21 protein-coding genes are annotated in these 22,020 nt (G+C 66.4%); 9 read left to right on the top strand and 12 right to left on the bottom strand.

The genetic code is table 11. The features are described from left to right. The 4 genes from mrdA to O1Q03_RS38130 all read right to left on the bottom strand — a co-directional run. On the bottom strand, positions 1-2,104 hold a 2,104-nt coding region (gene mrdA, locus O1Q03_RS38145), incomplete at its 3' end, for a penicillin-binding protein 2 (protein ID WP_269510887.1). Between the two features lie 121 nt (positions 2,105-2,225). Further along, positions 2,226-2,738 (bottom strand): rod shape-determining protein MreD, encoded by a 513-nt coding sequence (mreD, locus tag O1Q03_RS38140; RefSeq protein WP_269510885.1) that lies wholly within the window; start codon positions 2,736-2,738, stop codon positions 2,226-2,228. Continuing rightward, on the bottom strand, positions 2,735-3,796 hold the full coding sequence (gene mreC, locus O1Q03_RS38135; protein ID WP_269510883.1) for a rod shape-determining protein MreC: 1,062 nt from the start codon (positions 3,794-3,796) through the stop codon (positions 2,735-2,737). The genes mreD and mreC overlap by 4 nt, the downstream gene beginning before the upstream one ends. A 128-nt stretch (positions 3,797-3,924) precedes the next feature. Beyond that, complete coding sequence (locus O1Q03_RS38130; protein ID WP_004189550.1) at positions 3,925-4,968, bottom strand: rod shape-determining protein; 1,044 nt, start codon at positions 4,966-4,968, stop codon at positions 3,925-3,927. A 365-nt stretch (positions 4,969-5,333) separates the two neighbouring features. Here O1Q03_RS38130 and gatC point away from each other — a divergent pair, with 365 nt between their 5' ends. From gatC to O1Q03_RS38090, 8 genes are all read left to right on the top strand, one after another. After that, positions 5,334-5,633, top strand: coding sequence for an Asp-tRNA(Asn)/Glu-tRNA(Gln) amidotransferase subunit GatC (gene gatC, locus O1Q03_RS38125; protein ID WP_269510881.1), 300 nt, complete (start codon positions 5,334-5,336; stop codon positions 5,631-5,633). A gap of 66 nt (positions 5,634-5,699) precedes the next feature. After that, on the top strand, positions 5,700-7,271 hold the full coding sequence (gene gatA, locus O1Q03_RS38120; RefSeq protein ID WP_269510879.1) for an Asp-tRNA(Asn)/Glu-tRNA(Gln) amidotransferase subunit GatA: 1,572 nt from the start codon (positions 5,700-5,702) through the stop codon (positions 7,269-7,271). A 2-nt stretch (positions 7,272-7,273) separates the two neighbouring features. Then, entirely contained in the window at positions 7,274-8,749 is a 1,476-nt protein-coding gene (gatB, locus tag O1Q03_RS38115) for an Asp-tRNA(Asn)/Glu-tRNA(Gln) amidotransferase subunit GatB (RefSeq protein ID WP_269510877.1), read from the top strand. Positions 8,750-8,877: 128 nt separating this feature from the next. Continuing rightward, the gene (locus O1Q03_RS38110; protein WP_269510875.1) at positions 8,878-9,717 is read left to right on the top strand and encodes a polyphosphate kinase 2 family protein; all 840 of its coding nucleotides are present in this window, start codon (positions 8,878-8,880) and stop codon (positions 9,715-9,717) included. 55 nt (positions 9,718-9,772) lie between these two features. Further along, a complete protein-coding gene (locus O1Q03_RS38105; protein ID WP_269510873.1) occupies positions 9,773-10,546 on the top strand; it encodes an exodeoxyribonuclease III in 774 nt (257 codons plus the stop codon). Positions 10,547-10,809: 263 nt separating this feature from the next. After that, entirely contained in the window at positions 10,810-11,217 is a 408-nt protein-coding gene (locus O1Q03_RS38100) for a PAAR domain-containing protein (protein ID WP_269510872.1), read from the top strand. Further along, on the top strand, positions 11,132-11,623 hold the full coding sequence (locus tag O1Q03_RS38095; RefSeq protein WP_332112580.1) for a PAAR domain-containing protein: 492 nt from the start codon (positions 11,132-11,134) through the stop codon (positions 11,621-11,623). Before O1Q03_RS38100 ends, O1Q03_RS38095 begins: the two co-directional genes overlap by 86 nt. A gap of 6 nt (positions 11,624-11,629) precedes the next feature. Next, complete coding sequence (locus tag O1Q03_RS38090; protein ID WP_269510868.1) at positions 11,630-12,436, top strand: hypothetical protein; 807 nt, start codon at positions 11,630-11,632, stop codon at positions 12,434-12,436. A 99-nt stretch (positions 12,437-12,535) separates the two neighbouring features. Here the strand turns inward: O1Q03_RS38090 and O1Q03_RS38085 are convergent, their stop codons facing one another. Continuing rightward, positions 12,536-13,588, bottom strand: coding sequence for an NAD(P)-dependent alcohol dehydrogenase (locus tag O1Q03_RS38085; protein ID WP_269510867.1), 1,053 nt, complete (start codon positions 13,586-13,588; stop codon positions 12,536-12,538). 228 nt (positions 13,589-13,816) lie between these two features. Here O1Q03_RS38085 and O1Q03_RS38080 point away from each other — a divergent pair, with 228 nt between their 5' ends. Beyond that, positions 13,817-14,767: an AraC family transcriptional regulator gene (locus O1Q03_RS38080; RefSeq protein ID WP_269510865.1), complete on the top strand. Its 951-nt coding sequence runs from the start codon at positions 13,817-13,819 to the stop codon at positions 14,765-14,767. Positions 14,768-14,955: 188 nt separating this feature from the next. Here the strand turns inward: O1Q03_RS38080 and O1Q03_RS38075 are convergent, their stop codons facing one another. The 7 genes from O1Q03_RS38075 to argB all read right to left on the bottom strand — a co-directional run bounded on the left by O1Q03_RS38075 (position 14,956) and on the right by argB (position 21,830). Next, entirely contained in the window at positions 14,956-15,981 is a 1,026-nt protein-coding gene (locus tag O1Q03_RS38075) for a M48 family metallopeptidase (protein WP_269510864.1), read from the bottom strand. Next, a complete protein-coding gene (locus O1Q03_RS38070) occupies positions 15,971-17,392 on the bottom strand; it encodes an AmpG family muropeptide MFS transporter (protein WP_269510862.1) in 1,422 nt (473 codons plus the stop codon). The genes O1Q03_RS38075 and O1Q03_RS38070 overlap by 11 nt, the downstream gene beginning before the upstream one ends. A 114-nt stretch (positions 17,393-17,506) precedes the next feature. Then, positions 17,507-18,115 carry a methionine biosynthesis protein MetW gene (gene metW, locus O1Q03_RS38065; RefSeq protein ID WP_021156285.1) on the bottom strand — a complete coding sequence of 203 codons (609 nt, stop codon included), beginning with the start codon at positions 18,113-18,115 and terminating at the stop codon, positions 17,507-17,509. Further along, positions 18,112-19,257, bottom strand: a complete 1,146-nt coding sequence (metX, locus tag O1Q03_RS38060) for a homoserine O-succinyltransferase MetX (protein ID WP_269510861.1) — start codon at positions 19,255-19,257, stop codon at positions 18,112-18,114. Before metX ends, metW begins: the two co-directional genes overlap by 4 nt. Positions 19,258-19,510: 253 nt before the next feature. Then, positions 19,511-20,176, bottom strand: coding sequence for a nucleoid occlusion factor SlmA (slmA, locus tag O1Q03_RS38055; RefSeq protein WP_269510859.1), 666 nt, complete (start codon positions 20,174-20,176; stop codon positions 19,511-19,513). After that, positions 20,143-20,934: a pyrimidine 5'-nucleotidase gene (locus O1Q03_RS38050; protein WP_269510858.1), complete on the bottom strand. Its 792-nt coding sequence runs from the start codon at positions 20,932-20,934 to the stop codon at positions 20,143-20,145. The genes slmA and O1Q03_RS38050 overlap by 34 nt, the downstream gene beginning before the upstream one ends. Then, a complete protein-coding gene (gene argB, locus O1Q03_RS38045) occupies positions 20,931-21,830 on the bottom strand; it encodes an acetylglutamate kinase (RefSeq protein WP_269510857.1) in 900 nt (299 codons plus the stop codon). The genes O1Q03_RS38050 and argB overlap by 4 nt, the downstream gene beginning before the upstream one ends. Positions 21,831-22,020: the final 190 nt, after the last annotated feature.

The following is a 22,020-nucleotide window of genomic DNA, read 5'->3' as shown; positions in this document are numbered from 1 at the left end:
CGCTGGCCTCGGTCGGCTGCGCGGCGCTCGCCGCGTCGGGCGCCGATGCGGCGTTCGCCGCGCTGGCCGTGCTCGGCGCCACCGGCTGCGGCAGCGCGGTGAAGCCGGCCGCGACGACGGCGGGCTTCGATGCGTCGCCGATCACCGGCGCGTTCACCGGCTCGGTCGCCGACGCGGCGGCGGCCACGGCGGCCGACTCGTTCTGCGGGTTCTGCCGGTCGACGAGGTAGAAGTCGAGCACGCGGCGTGCGATCGGGCCCGCGGCCTGCGCACCCCAGCCGCCGTTCTCGACGACCAGCGCGACGGCGATCTGCGGGTGGTCGACCGGCGCATACGCGATGAACAGCGCGTGGTCGCGCAGGTGCTCGGCGAGCAGGTGGCCCTTGTAGTTCGAGCCCTGCAGCGAGAACACCTGCGCGGTACCGGTCTTGCCTGCCGCGAGGTACGGCGCGCCGCGGAACACCTTGTACGCGGTGCCCGACGGGTTCTCGATCACGTTCTCCATCCCGCGCTTCACGACGTCGATGTCGGCCTGCTTGAGCGGAATCACCTCGCTTTCCTTCGGCACGGTCAGATGGCGCGCGCGCGAGATCGGATCCTCGACTTCCTTCACGAGGTGGGGCTTCATCACGACGCCGTTGTTCGCGAGTGTCGCGGTCGCGTGCGCAAGCTGCAGGATCGTGTACGAGTTGTAGCCCTGGCCGATCCCGAGGCTGATCGTCTCGCCGTCGAACCACTTCTGCTGCGCGGCCTTCTTGAATGCCTTCTTCTTCCAGTCGGTCGACGGCAGAATCCCGCGCGCTTCGCCCTGGATGTCGATGCCGGTGATCTGGCCGAAGCCGAACGGCTTCATGAAGTTCGCGATCGCATTCACGCCGAGGTCGCGCGCGAGCATGTAGAAGTAGGTGTCGTTTGACACCATGATCGCCTTGTTCATGTCGACCCAGCCCTGGCCCGAGCGCACGTCGTTGCGGAACGTGTGGCCGCCGAACGTGAAGTAGCCGGGATCCTGGAAGCCCCAGCCCGGCGTGCGCTTGCCGAGCGTCAGGCCGGCCAGTGCCATGAACGGCTTGTAGGTCGAGCCGGGCGGGTAGGTGCCGTGCAGCGGGCGGTTCAGGAGCGGCTTGTCGGGCGAGTTGTTCAGCTCGTCCCAGGTCTGCTGGTCGATGCCGTCGACGAACGAGTTCGGATCGAAGCTCGGCGACGACACGAACGCGAGCACGTCGCCCGTCTTCGGCTCGATCGCGACGAGCGCGCCGCGCTTGCCGGCGAACGCCTGCTCGGCGACCTGCTGCAGCCCGATGTCGAGCGACAGCACGAGGTTGTTGCCGGGCGTCGCCTGCGTGCGCGACAGCGTGCGCACCGGCCGGCCGCCGGCCGTCACCTCGACTTCCTCGAAGCCGGTGAGGCCGTGCAGCTCGGTCTCGTAGCTCTGCTCGACGCCGATCTTGCCGATGTAGTCGGTGCCCTTGTAGTTGTTCGCGTCGCGGCGCGGATCGTAATTTTCCTGATCGCTGTCGTTGTCGTCGCTCATCGCGTCGATGCGATCCTGGTCGCGCTTCGAGATCCGGCCGATGTAGCCGATCACGTGCGCGGCCGTCATGCCGAGCGGGTACTGGCGGAACAGTCGCGCGCGCACGTCGACGCCGGGGAAGCGGAAGCGCTGCGCGGTGAAGCGCGCGACTTCGGCATCGGTCAGGCGCGTGCGGATCGGCAGGCTCTCGAAGTTCTTCGAGTCTTCCTGCAGCTTCTTGAAGCGGCGGCGGTCGCGCGCGTCGATCGGGATGATCGCGGACAGCTTGTCGATCGTGTTGTCGAGCGTGTCGTCGAGCTTCGATGGCGTGATTTCGAGCGTATACGCCGAATAGTTCTTCGCGAGGACGACGCCGTTGCGGTCGGTGATGAGCCCGCGGTTCGGCACGATCGGCGCGACCGAGATGCGGTTCTCCTCGGCCTGCAGCGCGTATTTGCCGTGCTGGAACAGCTGCAGGTAGAAGAAACGGCTCGCGAGCAGCCCGAAGCAGACGAACACGAACACGCCCGCCGCCGCGACGCGCAGGCGGAACCTCGAGAGCTGTTGCTGGGTGTCGTTGAATTCGGTCATGCGGTTACGTTGGATCTGGCCCGTGCGCGGCGAGCGGGCACGGGCGACGGGCGGCCCCGGAGCGCGGCGCGCGGCGGGCTTGGGGGCGGCGGGTATTCAAGGTCGGTCCCGGCGGCGCGGCTCAGATGGGGCGCGTATCGTCCGGATCGACCGGGCGGCGTTGCGGCATCAGCAGCAGATGGCTCGCGATCGGCCACAGCGCGGCCTCGACGAAGCCGTCCACCAGGTAGCGCCAGCCGGGGAACGCGGCGCCCATCACGAGACGGATCACGAACGGCACGAGCTGCGCGGCGACGAGCAGCGGCGTCACGTACAGCACCTGCACGCCGATCGGCATCCACAGCACGCGCCGGTGGATCGTGATCGCGCCGTACGACAGCAGCGTATAGGCGAGCGCATGCTCGCCGAGCAGCCCCGCGTCATGCACGTCCATCAGGATGCCGAGCGCGAACGCGACGCCCATCCCGACCTTGCGCGGCTGGTGGATGTTCCAGAACAGCAGCACGAGCGCGACGAAGTCGGGCACGCCGGGCAGGCGGCCCCACGGCATCAGGTTCAGCAGGAACGCGGCGGCGAGACTGAAGACGATGAAGTACGGATTGACCGGCTGCAGGATGTATTGCGGGCGATTCATCGCTGGGCTCCTGATTGCCCGGCCGCGGGCTTCGCGGGTGCGGCGGCGGGCTTCGCCGGCGCGGGCGTCGCGCCGGGCGCGGCCGCGACGGCCGGCTTCGCGTTTGCGTCGGCCTTGTCTGCCTTCTCGGCCTTCTCGTTCTTCGCGGCGCCCTTCGCGCCCTTCTTCGTGCCCTTCGCGTTCTTGTCGGCGGCCGGATCGGGATCGACCGGGCGCGGCGGCACATTGTTCTGGTAATGCAGCACGAGCATCTGGCGCGCGCCGCGCACGGCGGCGATGGGCGCGCAGGTCACGCGGGCGAAGGCGGTGTCGGCGAGCTTGTCGACGCGCACGACCTTCGCGACGGGCAGGCCCGGCGGGTAGACGCCGTCGAGGCCGCTCGTGACGAGTTCGTCGCCGACGAGGAGGTCGGAGCTGGTCGGCACGAAGCGCAGGTCGAGCGAATCGCCCTTCGGCGTGCCGTAGATCACGCTGCGCAGGCCGGTGCGCAGCACCTGCACGGGAATCGCGAGGTCGCGGTCGGTGATCAGCGTGACTTCGGCCTGCAGCGGGAATACGCGCGTGACCTGGCCGATCACGCCGTCCTCGCTGACGACCGGTGCGCCGTCCTGGATGCCCTGCTGCGAACCCTGACCGATCACGATCTTCTGCGTGAACGGGTCGCTGGTGTCGTACTGGATCTCGACCGGCGTCGATTGCGTCGCGATGTGCTGGCGCAGCTCGAGCACCGCGCGCAGATGCACGTTTTCCTGCGCGAGCACGGCGGCCTGGTTGGCCTGCGTGGACAGCTGCAGGTTGCGTTTGCGCAGCGCGTCGTTCTCGTGGCGCAGCGACGCGCCCGTGACGGCGATGTCGGCCGCGCCCATGAACAGGTCGCGCGGCACGAGCGCCGCGCGTTGCAGCGGGTACAGCACGGTGCCCAGCACGCCGCGGAGGATTTCGAGCGTGCTGAAGCGCGCGTCCGACACGAGGAGCGCGATGGCGAGGGCGACGAAGAAGATGAGCCGCGCGAGCGCGGGCGGACCTTGCTTGAAGAGGGGCGGCGGACTGTATTCCATGGTCGGCGCCGGGCGCGTGGCGATCGGTTAAATAATGCTCAGACGCGCGAACGGCGTGGCGGTTCGTTCTGAACGAGCGATCCGGCCACGCCGCGGGTGCGTCATATCAAACGGGACTGCTTAGGCGATCACTCGTACGAGAAGATGCTGCCCAGCTTGTCCATGCGCTCGAGCGCCATGCCCGAGCCGCGCACGACGCAGGTGAGCGGGTCTTCGGCGACGAGCACCGGCAGGCCGGTTTCTTCCGCGAGCAGGCGATCGAGGTCGCGCAGCAGTGCGCCGCCGCCCGTCAGCATCATCCCGCGCTCGGCGATGTCGGCGCCGAGTTCCGGCGGCGTTTGCTCGAGCGCGATCTTCACCGACGACACGATCTGGTTCAGCGGGTCGGTCAGCGCTTCGAGAATTTCGTTGCTGGAGATCGTGAAGCTGCGCGGAATGCCTTCCGACAGGTTACGGCCCTTCACTTCCATTTCCTTGACTTCGGAGCCCGGGAACGCGGAGCCGATTTCCTTCTTGATCGCTTCGGCGGTTTGTTCGCCGATCAGCATCCCGTAGTTGCGGCGGATGTAGTTGACGATCGCTTCGTCGAACTTGTCGCCGCCGACGCGCACCGAGCCTTTGTAGACGATGCCGCCGAGCGAGATCACGCCGACTTCGGTCGTGCCGCCGCCGATGTCGACGACCATCGAGCCCGTGGCTTCCGACACCGGCAGGCCCGCGCCGATCGCGGCCGCCATCGGCTCCTCGATCAGGTAGACCTGCGATGCGCCGGCGCCGTGCGCCGCTTCCTTGATCGCGCGGCGCTCGACCTGGGTCGAGCCGCACGGCACGCAGATGATGATGCGCGGCGACGGGGAGAACATGCGCGACTCGTGCGCCGTCTTGATGAACTGCTTGATCATCTGCTCGGTGACGGTGAAGTCGGCGATCACGCCGTCTTTCATCGGGCGGATCGCCTCGATGTTGCCCGGTACCTTGCCGAGCATCTGCTTGGCTTCCTTGCCGACCGCCTGGATCGTTTTCTTGCCGTTGGGGCCGCCTTCCTGGCGAATCGACACGACGGACGGCTCATCGAGGACGATGCCCTTGCCGCGCATGTAGATCAGGGTGTTTGCGGTGCCGAGGTCGATCGCGAGATCGTTGGAGAAATAGCTGCGCAAAAAACCGAACATTCAGAATCCTGTTTCGCTCTGGGCCGGCCCTGCATAGCGAGCGCTGAGGGCGGCAGCGGAAAAAATAACAGCCTCGGGGAGCGTGGCGGAAGCGGCCGCCGCGGCGCACGAAGCTGCGAGTGATGTCTACCGGGGGCGCACGAAGCACGCACGGCTTGCCGAAGCGGGGCGAAACGGTGCGGGAAAAGGCTGCCGGGTTTGGGTCGAACGCGTAATGATACCTTATAATTTCTCGGTATTTGAATCGAAACGGGCGGTATTTTTGCCGCTTCGGCCCCGATTTTTGAGAGTGGGCGCCCCCTCTCCAACCCCCCGCCGCAGCGCTGTTTTGATGCGCTGCGCAGCCTTGTTTTTCCGGTGATCGCATGGCCCTGACCCTGACCGATGTGAAACGCATCGCGCACCTGGCGCGACTCGAAATGGCCGACGCAGAGGCCGAGCATACGCTCGGCCAGCTCAACGAATTCTTCGGCCTCGTCGAGCGGATGCAGGCGGTCGACACCGCCGGCATCGCGCCGCTCGCCCACCCGATCGAACAGATCCAGGAAGTCGCGCAGCGCCTGCGCGACGACGCCGTGACGGAAGTCGTCGATCGCAACGACAACCAGCGTCCGGCGCCGGCCGTCCAGGACGGCCTCTATCTCGTGCCGAAGGTGATCGAGTAAGCATTCGCTGACAAGCGCGCCGGCCGTGCGCCGCGCGCGACCCAGAATTCCCAGGAAAACCACTCAATGCACGCAAAAAGCCTGACCGAACTGCGCGCCGCGCTCGCCGCCAAGGAATGCTCGGCCGTCGAGCTCGCGCAGCTCTACCTGAAACGGATCGACGCCGCGCGCGACCTGAACGCGTTCGTCCACGTCGACGCCGACCTCACCCTCGCGCAGGCGAAAGCCGCCGACGCCGAACTCGCGCGCGGCGCGGGCGGCGCGTTGACCGGCCTGCCGATCGCGCACAAGGACGTGTTCGTCACGCGCGGCTGGCGCTCGACCGCCGGCTCGAAGATGCTCGCCAATTACGAGAGCCCGTTCGACGCGACCGTCGTCGCCCGCCTGCAGGCGGCCGGCATGGTCACGCTCGGCAAGACCAACATGGACGAGTTCGCGATGGGCTCGTCCAACGAAAACTCGGCGTTCGGCGCGGTGAAGAACCCGTGGGACTCGAACGCCGTGCCGGGCGGCAGCTCGGGCGGCAGCTCGGCCGCCGTCGCCGCGCGCCTCGCGCCCGCCGCGACCGGCACCGACACCGGCGGCTCGATCCGCCAGCCCGCGTCGTTCGCGGGCGTGACGGGCATCAAGCCGACGTACGGCCGCGTGTCGCGCTACGGGATGATCGCGTTCGCGTCGTCGCTCGACCAGGGCGGCCCGATGGCGCAGAGCGCGTCCGACTGCGCGCTGCTGCTCAACGCGATGGCAGGCTTCGACGAGCGCGACTCGACGAGCCTCGAGCGCGACGATGAAGACTTCACGCGCCACCTCGGCCAGCCGTGGGCGCCCGGCAACGATGCCGGCAAGCCGCTCGCGGGCCTGCGCATCGGTTTGCCGAACGAGTATTTCGGCGAAGGCCTCGCCGACGACGTGCGCGCGACGATCGACGCGGCGCTCAAGCAATACGAAGCGCTCGGCGCGACGCTCGTGCCGGTGTCGCTGCCGAAGACGGAACTGTCGATTCCCGTGTACTACGTGATTGCGCCGGCGGAAGCGTCGTCGAACCTGTCGCGTTTCGACGGCGTGCGCTTCGGCCACCGCGCCGCGCAGTACGGCGACCTGCTCGACATGTACAAGAAGTCGCGCGCCGAAGGCTTCGGGCCTGAAGTGAAGCGCCGGATCCTGGTCGGCACGTACGTGCTGTCGCATGGCTACTACGACGCGTACTACCTGCAGGCGCAGAAGATCCGCCGCATCATCGCGAACGATTTCCAGGAAGCGTTCAAGTCCTGCGACGTGATCATGGGCCCGGCGTCGCCGACGGTCGCATGGGATCTCGGCGCGAAGGGCGACGATCCGGTGCAGATGTATCTCGCGGATATCTACACGCTGTCGGTGAGCCTCGCGGGCCTGCCCGGCATGAGCGTGCCGTGCGGCTTCGGCGCGGGCGCGAACGCGAAGCGCCCGGTCGGCCTGCAGATCATCGGCAACTATTTCAACGAAGCCCGGATGCTGCAGGTCGCCGACGCGTTCCAGCGCGCGACCGACTGGCACAAGCAAGTTCCGGCGGGGGTGGGGAATGAGCCCCCACGCTCACTTCGTTCGCTGCCCCCCGAGGGGGCGCATGCCTCCCTTGAGGCGGCTCGGCGGGAGGCATGAACATGGCAACTCAATGGGAAGTCGTTATCGGTCTCGAGACGCACGCGCAACTGTCGACCGTCTCGAAGATTTTCTCGGGCGCATCGACGCAGTTCGGCGCGGAGCCGAACACGCAGGCGTGCCCGGTCGACCTGGCGCTGCCGGGCGTGCTGCCGGTGCTGAACCGCGGCGCGGTCGAGCGGGCGATCCGCTTCGGCCTCGCGATCGGCTCGACCATCGCGCCGCGCAGCATCTTCGCGCGCAAGAATTATTTCTACCCCGATCTGCCGAAGGGCTATCAGATCAGCCAGTACGAGATTCCGGTCGTGCAGGGCGGCCAGATCACGATCCAGGTGCCGGCCAACGAAAAGGCCGGCAAGGCTGCGTACGCGAAGACGGTCAACCTGACCCGCGCGCACCTCGAGGAAGACGCGGGCAAGTCGCTGCATGAAGACTTCGCCGGGATGACCGGGATCGACCTGAACCGCGCGGGCACGCCGCTGCTCGAGATCGTCACCGAGCCGGAAATGCGCAGCGCGGCCGAGGCCGTCGCGTATGCGAAGGCGCTGCACGCGCTCGTCGTGTGGCTCGGCATCTGCGACGGCAACATGCAGGAAGGCTCGTTCCGCTGCGACGCGAACGTGTCGGTGCGGCCGGTCGGCCAGGAAAAGTTCGGCACGCGCGCCGAGATCAAGAACCTGAACTCGTTCCGGTTCCTCGAGGAAGCGATCAACTACGAAGTGCGTCGTCAGATCGAGCTGATCGAGGACGGCGGCGAAGTCGTGCAGGAAACGCGCCTGTACGATCCGGACAAGCGCGAGACGCGCTCGATGCGCAGCAAGGAAGACGCGCACGATTACCGCTACTTCCCCGACCCCGACCTGATGCCGCTCGTGATCGGCCGGGACTGGGTCGAGCGCGTGCAGTCCGGCATGCCCGAGCTGCCGGCCGCGATGCAGCAGCGCTTCGTCGAGCAATACGGCGTGTCCGCGTACGACGCGGGCGTGCTGACGTCGAGCAAGGCGATGGCCGCGTACTTCGAGGCGGTGGTCGCGAAGGCCGGCGCGGCGAATGCGAAGATCGCCGCGAACTGGCTGATGGGCGACGTGTCGTCGCAGCTGAACCGCGACGGCATCGAGATCGACGCGATTCCGGTGTCGGCCGCGCAGCTCGCGCTGGTGCTGCAGCGCATCGCCGACGGCACGATCTCGAACAAGATCGCGAAGGAAATCTTCGCGACGATCTGGGACGAGAAGGCGACCGACGAAGGCGCGGCCGACCGCATCATCGACGCGAAGGGCCTGAAGCAGATCTCCGATACCGGCGCGCTGGAAGCGATCATCGACGAAGTGCTCGCGGCGAACGCGAAGTCGGTCGAGGAATTCCGCGCGGGCAAGGAAAAGGCGTTCAACGCGCTGATCGGCCAGGCGATGAAGGCGACCAAGGGCAAGGCCAATCCGCAGCAGGTCAACGAACTGCTGAAGAAGAAGCTCGGCTGAGCATGCGCGCGCGTCTGAACCGCGCTTGACGACGGGCCGCCGCCGAACCTGTTCGGGGCGGCCCGTCGCTTTGGTGCATGCGTTATCGTGTGCACGTGTGCACCATACCCCGTCCAACGGAGGAACGAATGGCCAAACAACCGTCGCTCGACGATTTCCGCGTGCCGTACAGCACGCGCGAGAAGGAAGCCGCCGCATTCAAGCTCGATGCGTTCGACCCGGGCGCGAAGCCGTTCTCGTCGGGTTCGAAGGACGCCGACCGCGAGCGGCTCACCGCGGTGTCGACGGCGCTCGACGCGCAGCAGGAGCGCCTGCACACGCAGCAGAAGAAGCGCGTGCTGCTCGTGCTGCAGGGGATGGACACCAGCGGCAAGGACGGCACCGTGCGCGCGGTGTTCCGCGACGTCGATCCGCTCGGCCTGCGCGTCGTGTCGTTCAAGGCGCCGACGCCGGTCGAGGCCGCGCACGACTTCCTGTGGCGCGTGCACGCACAGGCGCCGGCAGCGGGCGAGCTCACGATCTTCAATCGCAGCCACTACGAAGACGTGCTCGTGCCGCGCGTGCTCGATCTCATCGACGACAAGGAATGCGAGCGCCGCTATCGGCAGATCCGCGATTTCGAGACGATGCTGGCCGAGAACGGCACGACGATCGTCAAGTGCTTCCTGCACATCTCGAAGGACGAGCAGCGCGAGCGGCTGCAGGCGCGCATCGACGATCCGACCAAGCACTGGAAATTCGACATCGCCGATCTCGACGCGCGCAAGCACTGGGACGCGTACCAGTCGGCATACCGCGACGCGCTCGCCGCGACGTCGGCCGAGCATGCGCCGTGGTACGTGATTCCGGCGAACTCGAAGACGCACCGCAACGTGATGATCGCCGAGCTGCTGCTGCGCACGATGACCGACATGAAGCTGGCATACCCGCCGCCGAAGCCGGAGCTCGACGGCGTGAAGATCCGCTAGGCTGCGATCCTGCCAAACACATCGAACTGACTAGAACTGAACAACGGAACCCGACATGATGCGAGTGATTACCGCCAACCTGAACGGCATCCGCTCCGCCGCGAAGAAGGGCTTCTTCGAATGGCTCGGCGAACAGAACGCCGATTGCGTGTGCGTGCAGGAAATCAAGGTGTCGGCCGACGACCTGCCGGCCGAATTCGTCGAGCCGCACGGCTACAGGAGCTATTTCCACCACGCCGAGAAGAAGGGCTACAGCGGTGCGGGCGTGTACAGCCGCCACGAGCCCGACGACGTGATCATCGGCTTCGGCAGCAGCGAATTCGATGCCGAGGGGCGTTACGTCGAGGCGCGCTACGGCAAGCTGTCGGTCGTGTCGGTGTACGTGCCGTCCGGCTCGAGCGGCGAAGAGCGACAGCAGGCGAAGTACCGGTTCATGGACGAGTTCATGCCGCATCTGGCCGAGCTGAAGAAAAAGCGCGAGGTGATCCTGTGCGGCGACGTGAACATCGTCCACAAGGAAATCGACATCAAGAACTGGAAGAGCAACCAGAAGAACTCGGGCTGCCTGCCGGAAGAGCGCGCGTGGCTCACGCAGCTGTTCGACGACGTGGGCTACGTCGACGTGTTCCGCACGCTCGACCCGCGCCCCGAACAGTACACGTGGTGGAGTAACCGCGGCCAGGCGTACGCGAAGAACGTCGGGTGGCGGATCGATTACCAGATCGCGACGCCGGGCGTGGCCGGCACCGCGAAGAGCACGTCGATCTTCAAGGACATCAAGTTCAGCGATCACGCGCCGCTGACGGTCGATTACGACTACAAGAAGTAATCGTCGCTGTCGGATACTCCGGTCGCCGGATGCAAAACGGGCCGCATGTCGAACATGCGGCCCGTTTTGCTTGGGCGGCGATCATTGCGTGCTTCCGGACGCCATTCACCTCCTGCATTTGGCAGACGCACTTGCGCGCCTGCGCGACTCATTTTCGAACTCATCCTATATTCGCGCCCGCTCAATTTGCGGAGACTGTTTGACACACATTCGCGTGCTTTTCGAGCGCGCGATGCATTCGTCGCGGCCATTCGCAGGCCGTGATGATCCGTTTAAACAGGAGAACTCGGCATGTCGAACAGGCAATCAACGAAACGATGCATCTTTTCGCTACTATCGGCGCGCGGACCGAGCGCGGAGGTACGGTGGCACGGGTGTCCAGCAATGCGACGTTCGCCGATCTGGGGCTTGCCGTGGTTGGCGATATCGTTGCATACGAGGACGGTACAGAAGCCACGATCATAGATGGTGCCGGTTATGCCGCCATGCGGGAGGGCAGACCCATTGCACTCGTCGGGTCGCATTTGAGTAATGGGGATCGTATCGTGACGGCCGCGCAGAACGCGTTCGGCATTACCGTTCGCGATGGTCAGGACATTCCTGGACTGTTCGATTCGACGTATTCGCCGATTTCGGCCGATGCGGCTCACACGGGAGGGCACGGTGCGTAAGGCGGCGATTCGGCACGGTGACCCCACGACGACGGGCGGAGTCGTTTTCGCATATTTGTCGACGATTTACGACGATGGAAAGCATGTGGCGCTGAGTGGCGACGAAGCGACGTGCGGCAACTGCGACGGGACATTCAAAATATTGGGAACCGGCAAAGGGATGTCGGAAAAAGGGCGGAATGTTGTCGTTGAAGGCGATCTGGTGCTCTGTCCATGCAAAACGAATCGGGTTCTCGTCGGCCCCGGTCCGGGAATCTTTCTGACGAGCAGCGAGGAATCGCCTGTCGGAAATGCGGTCACGGGGGATGTAGCCGCGACATCAGTTCAGGTTGTTCGTCAAACGATGGAGGGTGGTGAACAAGAAGACTGGAAAGACGGTCGACGGCGCCGAACGAGGCCGCTATGACTCGGTGTGGATATCGACCGCAGCGCATGGAAGTACGATTTTTTGGAAATACAATCCCGACTATCTTCCGGCGACAGCCAAGGCGCATCGATGAAAATCGTAACGACATTGGCGGTAGCCTTGGCCCTCTTGGCGCGCGACGCCACGGCCGCGTCGTATGACGACTACGATGCGTTCTATGCAGCACGGCCCGGTTCGGTATTTCGCACGCCGACCGAGCGGGAAGTTGACCCGCACACGTCTGGTGCTCGCGTGCTCTATGCGTACCCGGGAAAGCCGGGCGAGTTTGCTGCACTGCATGTCGAGTTGGGGCGAAAGGCACTCGCGTTTGAACTGTGGCAGGACCGCATCGTGGTGAACGGTCGAACGTATCGGTTTGCGCGCGCGAGGGCATTTCCGGGCGAGCACGCGTCCGACATTTTTCCGGACTCGGCCGATGTGTACACCACCGAGCGAACCAATATTCACCCGCCGCTGATCTGCGTGGAAGGTGCCGGCAGTGCGTCGGGCGAGGCGGCCAGCCGATACAGGCAAGTATTCCTGGTGGTGAATCCCTTGTCGCGCAAGCCTGCGTTTCTGCAATTGCCTGGACTGCTGTCGTCCTGTCGCGCCGTTACGGTGACGAATGACGGGAAACTGGCGTTTCCGAAGAACAGCTATCTGTTCGACGATGCGAACACGGTGCGGACCGGCTTGCTGCTCGAGTACTACACGTTCGACGGACGCCGATTTGCTCGAACGGGGAATTTGCTTCGGCTCAGCTTCACCACCCCTGAGAATCCGTTTCAGTTCTCGCTTCAGAAGCGTGAATGACGGACCCATTCGGTCATTGGCACTATCGCGGTGCCGTATCGCGATGTCGGCTCGGCGTGCTTGCAGGCTAATCAAGGCCACGCAAGCACGCCTTCAGGCTTACTGCTTGATCGACGCCATGTCGATCACGAACCGGTACTTCACGTCGCTCTTCAGCATCCGTTCGTAAGCGGTATTGATCTGCTGCATCGGAATCGTTTCGATGTCCGACGTGATTCCGTGCTCCGCACAGAAATCGAGCATTTCCTGCGTCTCCGCGATCCCGCCGATCAGCGAGCCGGCGAGGCGGCGTCGCTTGAAGATCAGGTTGAACACCTGCGGCGACGGATGATCGTGCTCCGGTGCGCCGACAAGCGTCATCGTGCCGTCGCGCTTCAGCAGGTGCAGGAACGGGTTCAGGTCGTGCTGCGCGGCGACCGTGTTCAGGATGAAGTCGAAGCTGTTCAGATGCGCGTTCATCTGCGCTTCGTCCTTCGAGATCACCACTTCATGCGCGCCGAGCCGCTTGCCGTCCTCGATCTTCGACGGCGACGTCGTGAACAGCACGACGTGCGCGCCCATCGCGCGCGCGAGCTTCACGCCCATGTGGCCGAGGCCACCGAGGCCGACGATCCCGACCTTCTTGCCGGGCCCGACGTTCCATTGCCGCAGCGGCGAATAGGTCGTGATCCCCGCGCACAAGAGCGGCGCGGCGCCGGCCGGGTCAAGCGTGTCGGGCACGCGCAGCACGAATGCTTCGTCGACGACGAGCTGCGTCGAGTAGCCGCCATACGTGACGTCGCCGGTGACGCGATCCTGGCCGTTGTAGGTGCCGACGAAGCCGTTCTCGCAATACTGCTCGAGGCCTTCTTCGCAGCTCGCGCAGGTACGGCACGAATCGACGAGACAGCCGACGCCGACCAGCTCGCCGACCTTGAAGCGCGAGACCTGCGGGCCGGTCGCGGTCACGCGGCCGACGATCTCATGGCCCGGCACGACCGGGTAGATCGTGTTGCGCCATTCGTTGCGGGCCTGGTGCAGGTCGGAGTGGCAGACGCCGCAATACAGCACCTCGATCTGGACGTCGAGGTCGCGCAGCGCGCGGCGCTGGAATTCGAACGGGGCGAGCGGCGACTGCGCGTCGGTCGCCGCGTAAGCGTAAGTTGTGCTCATGCAGGGGGCTCCTTGTCCGGGAAAAAATCCGGCGAAACAGACTGCCGCCGCACCCTATGGCGGCGCGGCGAGACAGGTGCCCATCGTAAGGAGCGCACGCCCCGGGCGAAATACACGAAGGTCTCGAAGATTTGCCTATTCCTCTCGAATTGCACGCGAACGGCCGTCAAAACGCTTTCCGGGTGCTACATTGCGAGCCAGATTCTCTTGCAGGACAGGACGACGCCGATGAGCTTCCAGCCCCTTTTCGACGACTCGGGCGACCGCGTGCGGCGCCGCATGATCGAGCTGCATGCGCGCCTCGCGCCGAACGAGGGCGACACGCTGGCGGCGCTCGACGGCGTGCGCTTCATCCGCGTGAGCCGGCCGGCGCCGCGCATGCCGGTGCTGTACGAGCCGAGCATCATCGTCGTGTGCCAGGGCCGCAAGCTCGGCTATCTCGGCGAGCGCTCGTTCGTCTACGACGCGCAGCAGTATCTGGTGCTGTCGGTGCCGTTGCCGTTCGAATGCGAAACCTTCGCGAGCATGGACGAGCCGTTTCTCGCGATCTCGATCCGCGTCGATCTCGCGGTGATCGCCGAGCTCGCGATCCTGCTCGACGAGACGCTCGGCGCCGCGGTCAGCGAGCCGCACGGCGTCTACTCGACGCCGCTCGATGCGCCGCTCGCCGACGCGGTGGTGCGATTGCTCGAAGCGCTCGCATCGCCGCACGACACGCGCGTGCTCGGCCCCGCGATCATGCGTGAGATCGCGTATCGCGTGCTGACCGGCGCGCAGGGCGACGCGATTCGCGCGGCGCTCGTGCAGCAGCATCATTTCGGCCGCGTCGCGAAGGCGCTGCGGCGCATCCACGCGGACCTGACGGCCGATCTCGACGTCGAGACGCTCGCGCGCGAGGCCGGGATGAGCGTCGCGGTGTTTCACGCGCAGTTCAAGCACGTGACGGCGACGTCGCCGATGCAGTATGTGAAGGCGGCACGCCTGCATCAGGCGCGCTTGATGATGGTGCAGGACGGCGTCGGGGCGGGGGCTGCTGCCGCGCGGGTCGGCTATGCGAGCGCGTCGCAGTTCAGTCGCGAGTTCAAGCGGCTGTTCGGCCGCAGCCCGGGCGACGAAGTGCGCGCGATGCGCGAAAGCGGCGCGGGAAGCCGGCCGGTCGAAGCGGTCGTGCGCGCGTAGTGCCGGGCGCCAGGCGCCGCTGGATGTCGAACGCTAGATGCCGAACGCCAGACGCCAGACGCCAGACGCCAGACGCCAGACGCCAGACGCCAGACGCCGAACGCCAAACGCCAAACGCCAAACGCCAAACGCCAAACGCCAAACGCCAAACGCCAAACGCCAAACGCCAAATACTGGATCCGCGCCGCTCAGCGCCGCACGATCTTGCGCCGCTGCGCGCTGATACCCGCGTAGTCCGGCAGCGAGTCGACGGGTTTGCCGACCGCCTTCGCGTACAGCGGCATCAGGTCGGGCAGGCGGTTCAGCAGATCCTGCCGCCGCGTGGCGCTGTACGGGTGCAGGTAGATGAAGCCCGTCGCCTTGTTCGCACGCGTCGCGGCCGCGAGTTTGTCCCACAGCGTAATCGCCGCGCGCGGATCGAAGCCCGCGCGTGCGGCGATGTCGCCGCCGATCACGTCGGCTTCGGTTTCGTCGGTCGGGTCGTAGCGCAGCGTCTGCAGACGCGCGCCGAGGTCCGGCGCCTGCGCCAGCGGGTCGCCGACGCCGAACAGCGGTGGCAGCGTGGCCGCGCGCAGCGAGGTCTGCGACGTCGCGCTGAAATTGTTGCGAGCGTGTTCGCGCAGCGCATGCGCGATGCCATGCGCGAGCAGCACGCCGAATTCGTCGTCGTTCAGGCGCACGCGATCGAGCATCCCGCCGTACACGAGGATCTTGCCGCCCGGCAGGCAGGTGATGCGGATGTCGCGCGAGCGGATCGCGTTGAGTTCCCACGCCCAGCTCTTCACGCGATCGTTCCACTTCACCGAATACGGCGCGAGCTTCGCGACGATCGCGCGCAGGCGCTTCACGCGCGGCTGGTTCGCGGGCAGCAGGCGACCGCTGTCGCCGGCCGCCAGCATGATTTGCGCGTATTCGCTCGCGGTGAGCTGTTCGAGCAGCGCTGACGGGATCAGCGTGCGGAACGCGATCGGGTTGCCGTAGCGGACTTGCTGCGATGTCGGCGTATAGGCTTTCGTGGATGCGGCCGCACCGGTCGGTTGCGCGGCATCGGCGCCGGACGGCGTAACGGGCGGCGCCGGCGCGGTGGCCGGTGCGGAGCCTGCCGCGGTCGCGCTTGCGTCGGACGCATGCGCGCTCCCCGTCGCGAGTGCCGCGATGCCGACGCTCAGCGACGCGGCGACGCGTGCCAGGCCATGCAGTCGATCACTGCGCACGGCTGGCCTCGCCGTTGCGTGCCACGCCGTTCCACGGCGCGATCTTGAACAGCAGCAGCATGCCGGGGATCGCGAGCGCGGTGCACACGATGAAGTAGTCGAACCAGCCGATCTTCGCGACGACGAAGCCGCTCGCGGCCGATGCGAGCGTGCGCGGCACCGATGCGAGGCTCGTAAACAGCGCGAACTGCGTGGCCGTGTAGCGCGGGTCGGTCGTGCTCGCGATATACGCGACGAACGCGGCCATCGTCAGGCCGGTCGTGAAGGTTTCGAAGCCGTAGACGAGCGCGAGCGCGACCGTCATCGGGCTGAGCTGCGGCGTGACGGCGATGCCGAACACCGACAGCGCGGACGCGATCGCGTGGCTCGTCGATACGGTGAAGTCGTACAGCACCGCGAGCACCGGCGAGCCGGGGCCGAGCTGCGCGAGCCACGCGAAGCCGAGCGTCGATACCATCTGCAGCGCGCCGAAGATCCACAGCCCGCGACCAATGCCGATCTTCACGAGCCACACGCCGCCGATGATGCCGCCGGCGACACTCGCGACGAGCGCGGTGGTTTTCGCGACGATGCCGATCTCGGTGCGCGTGAAGCCGATGTCGAGGAAGAACGACGTCGACAGCGTGGTGGCCATCGTGTCGCCGATCTTGAACAGGAAGATGAACGCGATCACGAGCAGCGCGCCGGCCCAGCCGTCGCGCAGGATGAATTCGCGAAACGGCAGCACGATCGCGTCGCTCAGGTTGCGCGGCGGCGCGCCGGCCACCTCGGGCTCGCGCACCAGCAGCGTGATCAGGATGCCCGGCAGCATGAACGCGCCGGTGAGCGCGAACACGACGTCCCACGGCAGGTGGTCGGACAGGATCAGCGCGAGCGAGCCCGGGATCAGCGCGGCGAGCTTGTACGCGTTCACGTGTACCGCGTTGCCGAGGCCCTGCTCGGTGTCGCGCAGCAGTTCGCGGCGATAGGCGTCGATCACGATGTCCGAGCTCGCGCCGAAGAATGCGACGAGCGTCGTGAGCGCGGCGACCGTCTTGATCGAGTCGCGCGGCGACACGAGGCCGAGCGTGGCGATCGCCACGGCCACCAGCACCTGCGTGAGCAGCATCCAGCCGCGCCGGCGGCCCGGCCGCCAGCCGGGCAGGCGCGGGATGAAGCGGTCCATCAGCGGCGCCCACAGGAACTTCCACGTATACGGCAGCTGGATCAGCGCGAACAGGCCGATCTCCTTCAGGTTCACGCCCTCGGAGCGCAGCCAGGCCTGCACGAGGTAGACGAGCGTGAAGAGCGGCAGCCCCGACGTGAAGCCGAGGAACACGCAGATCAGCATGTGCGTGTTCAGATAGGCGCGCCAGCCGGGGTGATCCTCGTGAGCGGTGAGTGCGGGCGCCTCGTGTGGCGTTTTCGACATGGACTGGAACTGGGTAGCGTTGACTGATGGCGGCGGCAGCGCAGGCGGCGCGAGCGGCGCAGGAGGGGCGGCCGCTCGCGCGAGAGGGCCGGATCTTCCGTCAACGGCCCCGGTTCAGCTGCGCTTGACGCGGTAGACAGCAAGACTACCACGCCAGTTCGCTCCCCATCTAATCGGCTGGCCTTCGTGCAGCACGACGCGGTCGAGGATCGTGACGCCCACTTCGGGCGCCAGTGCCTCGAAATCCTTGATCGTCAGCACCCGCACGTTCGGCGTGTTGTGCCACTGGTAAGGCAGCGATTTCGATACCGGCATCCGGCCGTGCAGCACCGACAGCCGGTGCGACCAGTAGCCGAAGTTCGGGAACGACACGATGCACTCGCGGCCGACGCGCGCCGTTTCACGCAGGATCGCGGCCGTCTGGTGGATCGTTTGCAGCGTTTGCGACAGGATCGCGATGTCGAAGCTGTGGTCCTCGAACAGGCGCAGGCCGTCCTCGAGGTTCTGCTGGATCACGTTGATGCCGTTCTTCGCGCTCGCGAGCACGCCCGCGTCGTTCAGTTCGATCCCGTAGCCGGTCACATCGAGCTCTTCCATCAGCAGCGCGAGCAGCGAGCCGTCGCCGCAGCCGAGGTCGAGCACGGTCGAGCGCGGCTCGACCCAGCGCGCGATCGTGCGGAAGTCCGCGCGCGCGGACAGGGAATTCAACGCTTGCTGGTTCATGCGCCCACCTCGTTGGCGATTCGTTCGTAATACGCGCGGAGCAGGTTGTGATAGCGCGCGTCGTCGAGCAGGAATGCATCGTGACCGTGCGGCGCATCGATTTCCGCGTAGGTGACCGTGCGCTTGTTGTCGAGCAGCGCCTTCACGATCTCGCGCGAACGCGCCGGCGCGAAGCGCCAGTCGGTCGAGAAGCTCGCGATCAGGTACTTCGCTTGCGTATGGGCGAGCGCGGCCGTCAGGTTGCCGTCGAACGCCTTCGCCGGATCGAAGTAGTCGAGCGCGCGCGTGATCAGCAGGTACGTGTTCGCGTCGAAGTAGTCCGCGAACTTGTCGCCCTGGTAGCGCAGGTACGACTCGACCTCGAACTCGACGTCGAAGCTGAAGTTGTACGCATCGAGCGCGCCATCCGCGCGGCGCAGCGCCCGGCCGAATTTCTCGGCCATGTCGTCGTCGGACAGGTACGTGATGTGGCCGATCATCCGCGCGACGCGCAGGCCGCGCTTCGGCTTCACGCCGTGCGCGTAGTAGTCGCCGCCGTGAAAATCGGGATCGGACAGGATCGCCGAGCGTGCGACTTCGTTGAACGCGATGTTCTGCGCGGACAGCTTCGGCGTCGACGCGATGTCGATGCAGTGCGCGACGCGTTCCGGATACATCAGGCTCCACGCGAGCGCCTGCATGCCGCCGAGGCTGCCGCCCATCACCGCGGCGAAGCGGTCGATGCCGAACGCGTCGGCGACGCGCGCCTGCGCATGCACCCAGTCCTCGACGGTCACCACCGGGAACTTTGCGCCGTACGGCTTGCCGGTCGACGGATCGATGCTCATCGGGCCGGTCGAGCCGAAGCACGAGCCGAGGTTGTTCACGCCGATCACGAAGAAGCGGTTGGTGTCGAGGGGCTTGCCGGGGCCGACCATGTTGTCCCACCAGCCGGTGCTGCGCGGATCGTCCGCGTAGACGCCGGCGACGTGGTGCGACGCGTTGAGCGCGTGGCACACGAGCACCGCGTTCGAGCGCGCGGCGTTGAGCTCGCCGTACGTCTCGACGACGAGCTGATAGTTGCCGAGCACGCTGCCGCTTTGCAAGCGCAGCGGTTCGGCGAAGTGCATGGTCTGTGGAGCGACGATGCCGATCGATTCCATTCGTTCCGCCTTATGACTGGGCGGCTAAATGGTGTCGGCGATGCGCGGAGGCGAAGGTGCGCGGCTGACGACCTCTTTAGCCGCATTTATAGTGAACCGCCGGGACCAGGACGAATCCGGGTTCCGGCCGGTTCGCGCGCCCGCAATCGAGTCAGCAAATCGGCGCGCTTCCGACCTGCCGCCAGGGCGGCGACAGTCGGCAAAGTATAGCGGAATTCCATGGGGCGCGGATTTCGCGGGCGGGACGGCCCTGCTACTGCAGGATCAGCCGCAGGTGCGCATCGGCCAGCTCGCCCGGCGGCTTCTGGAACCCCCCCTTCGCGAACCGATGCCACCTGCCGATCACGTAACTGACGAGCAGGCTGGCCCGCGCGCCGGGATCGTAGTCGGCGGGCAGCACGAACGGCGCGGCGCCGTCCTGCGGGGCATTCGCTTCGGTACGCGCAACGCGCAGGCACTGCTTGACGGTCGCCTCGATCCGGTCGAGCAGCTGGTTCACGCGTTCGGCGAGCCGCTCGTCCTCGCCGACCAGCGCCTCGCCGGTCAGCACGCGCGTCATGCCGGGGTTCTTCGCGGCGAAATTGAGCATGGTGAGCGCGATCGTGCGCGCCTGCAGCACGCCGTTCGGCTCCTTCGCGACGATCTGGTTGACGAGGCCGAACAGCGCCTGCTCGATGAATTCGATCAGCCCTTCGTACATCTTCGCCTTGCTGGCGAAATGCCGGTACAGCGCGGCTTCCGACACGTCGAGCCGGGCCGCGAGCGCGGCGGTCGTGATCTTCTCGGGCTTGGGTGCCTCGAGCATCGCGGCGAGCGTCTGCAGGATCATCACGCGCCGCTCGCCCGGCTTCGGGCGCGGGCGGGACGGCGTGGCCTGGTGTTCCGTTACGGCTTGGTCCTGCGGGTAAGTCGGCTGCATTTTTGTCGCCCCGATCGTGTGCCCAGTCGCAGCGATTTTAACGAACGAATGCGTTGGTCGACATAATGCGGTCGGCCGACGTGCGGCAGATGGCCGGGCAGGTGGCCGGTGATCCAGACGGTGCCGATGCCGAGGCGCTTGTAGCGCTTCAGGTGGCTGCGCGTATCTTCGACGAGGATCGCGTCGGCGAGCCGGGCATGCGCGGCGCGCAGCGTCCGGCGCAGCATCGTGTGGTCGGGCTTCGCACGCCACGAGCGGCGGTCGCGCATGTGCTCGATCGCGATCACGCGCTCGAACAGCCGCTCGATGCGCAGCTCGCGCAGCACCGCGCGCGCATAGTTCTCGGGCGCGTTGGTCAGCACGAACTTGCGGCCGGGCAGCGACGCAACGATGCGGGCGAGGCCGCGCTCGGCGCGCAGCATCGCGGGCAAGTCGGGAAACGTGTGGACGGCCCGCAGGAAATCGTGCGGATCGATCGGATGATGGCGCGTGAGGCCGAGGAGCGCCGCGCCGTAGCGCTGCGTGTAGCCGGTGCGCAGCCGGTCGGCTTCGGCACGCTCGACGCGGAGCGCGTCGATGATGTACTGCGTCATCGCACGGTTGATCTCCGGAAAGATCGCGTGCGATGCGTGGTGCAGCGTGTTGTCGAGATCGAACAGCCAGACCGGCGCGCCGGCGCGCGGCCGGCTGCGGGAGATGCGCCGGCGTCGCAGCGACGCCGGCAGGTCGCGGCCAGAGGGCGGGCGGCGTGTGCTCAATGCGAGCGGATCATCGTGCCGAACGGCTGCTCGGTCAGGATTTCCAGCAGCACCGAATGCTCGATCCGGCCGTCGACGATGTGCACCGACTTCACGCCGCTCTTCGCGGCGTCGAGCGCCGACGAGATCTTCGGCAGCATGCCGCCCGAGATCGTGCCGTCCTCGAACAGCGCGTCGATCTCGCGCGCGGACAGGTCGGTCAGCAGGTTGCCGTCCTTGTCCATCACGCCGGGGATGTTGGTCATCATCAGCAGCTTCTCGGCGTTCAGCACGGTGGCGAGCTTGCCGGCGACGAGGTCCGCGTTGATGTTGTACGACAGGCCGTCTTCGCCGAAGCCGATCGGCGAGATCACCGGGATGAACGCGTCGTCCTGCAGCGCCTTCACGACCGCCGGGTTGATCGCCTCGACTTCGCCGACCTGGCCGATGTCGATGTACTGGCCCGGATTGTCGCGATCCGGCATCAACAGCTTGCGTGCGTGGATCAGCCCGCCGTCCTTGCCGGTCAGGCCCACCGCATGGCCGCCGAAGTGGTTGATCAGCATCACGATGTCCTGCTGCACCTCGCCGCCCAGCACCCATTCGACGACTTCCATCGTCTCTTCGTCGGTCACGCGCATGCCCTGGATGAAGGTGCCGGCCTTGCCGATCTTCTTCAGCGCATGATCGATCTGCGGACCGCCGCCGTGGACGATCACCGGGTTGATGCCGACCAGTTTCAGCAGGATCACGTCGCGCGCGAAGCCCTGCTTGAGCCGTTCTTCCGTCATCGCGTTGCCGCCGTATTTGATCACCACGGTCTTGCCGTGATAACGGCGGATGTACGGCAGCGCTTCGGCGAGGATTCCTGCTTTCAGCGTGGGGGCGATCTGCGAGAGGTCGAGGGGCTCGGACATGGCGGCGGCTCTGGCTGGGAACGGTTGAAACAGGCCGAATTGTACAGGAGTGGCGCAGCGCAGCATCGGGTTTTTGGGCTGGCCGGAAGGTGCGCGGCACGACGCGGGCGCCGCGCGCGGCGGCCCGCCGGCTATGGCGCCGGGCGTTGCGGCGCTGAACGGGGCAGCGGTGCGCGCGGGCGTGCGCCGC

It is taken from the genome of Burkholderia sp. IMCC1007 (assembly GCF_027257875.1).
In the GTDB taxonomy this organism is placed as follows: Bacteria; Pseudomonadota; Gammaproteobacteria; order Burkholderiales; family Burkholderiaceae; genus Burkholderia.
The sequence above is the reverse complement of the archived record's forward strand: the minus strand, read 5'-3'. Positions and strand labels throughout refer to the sequence as shown.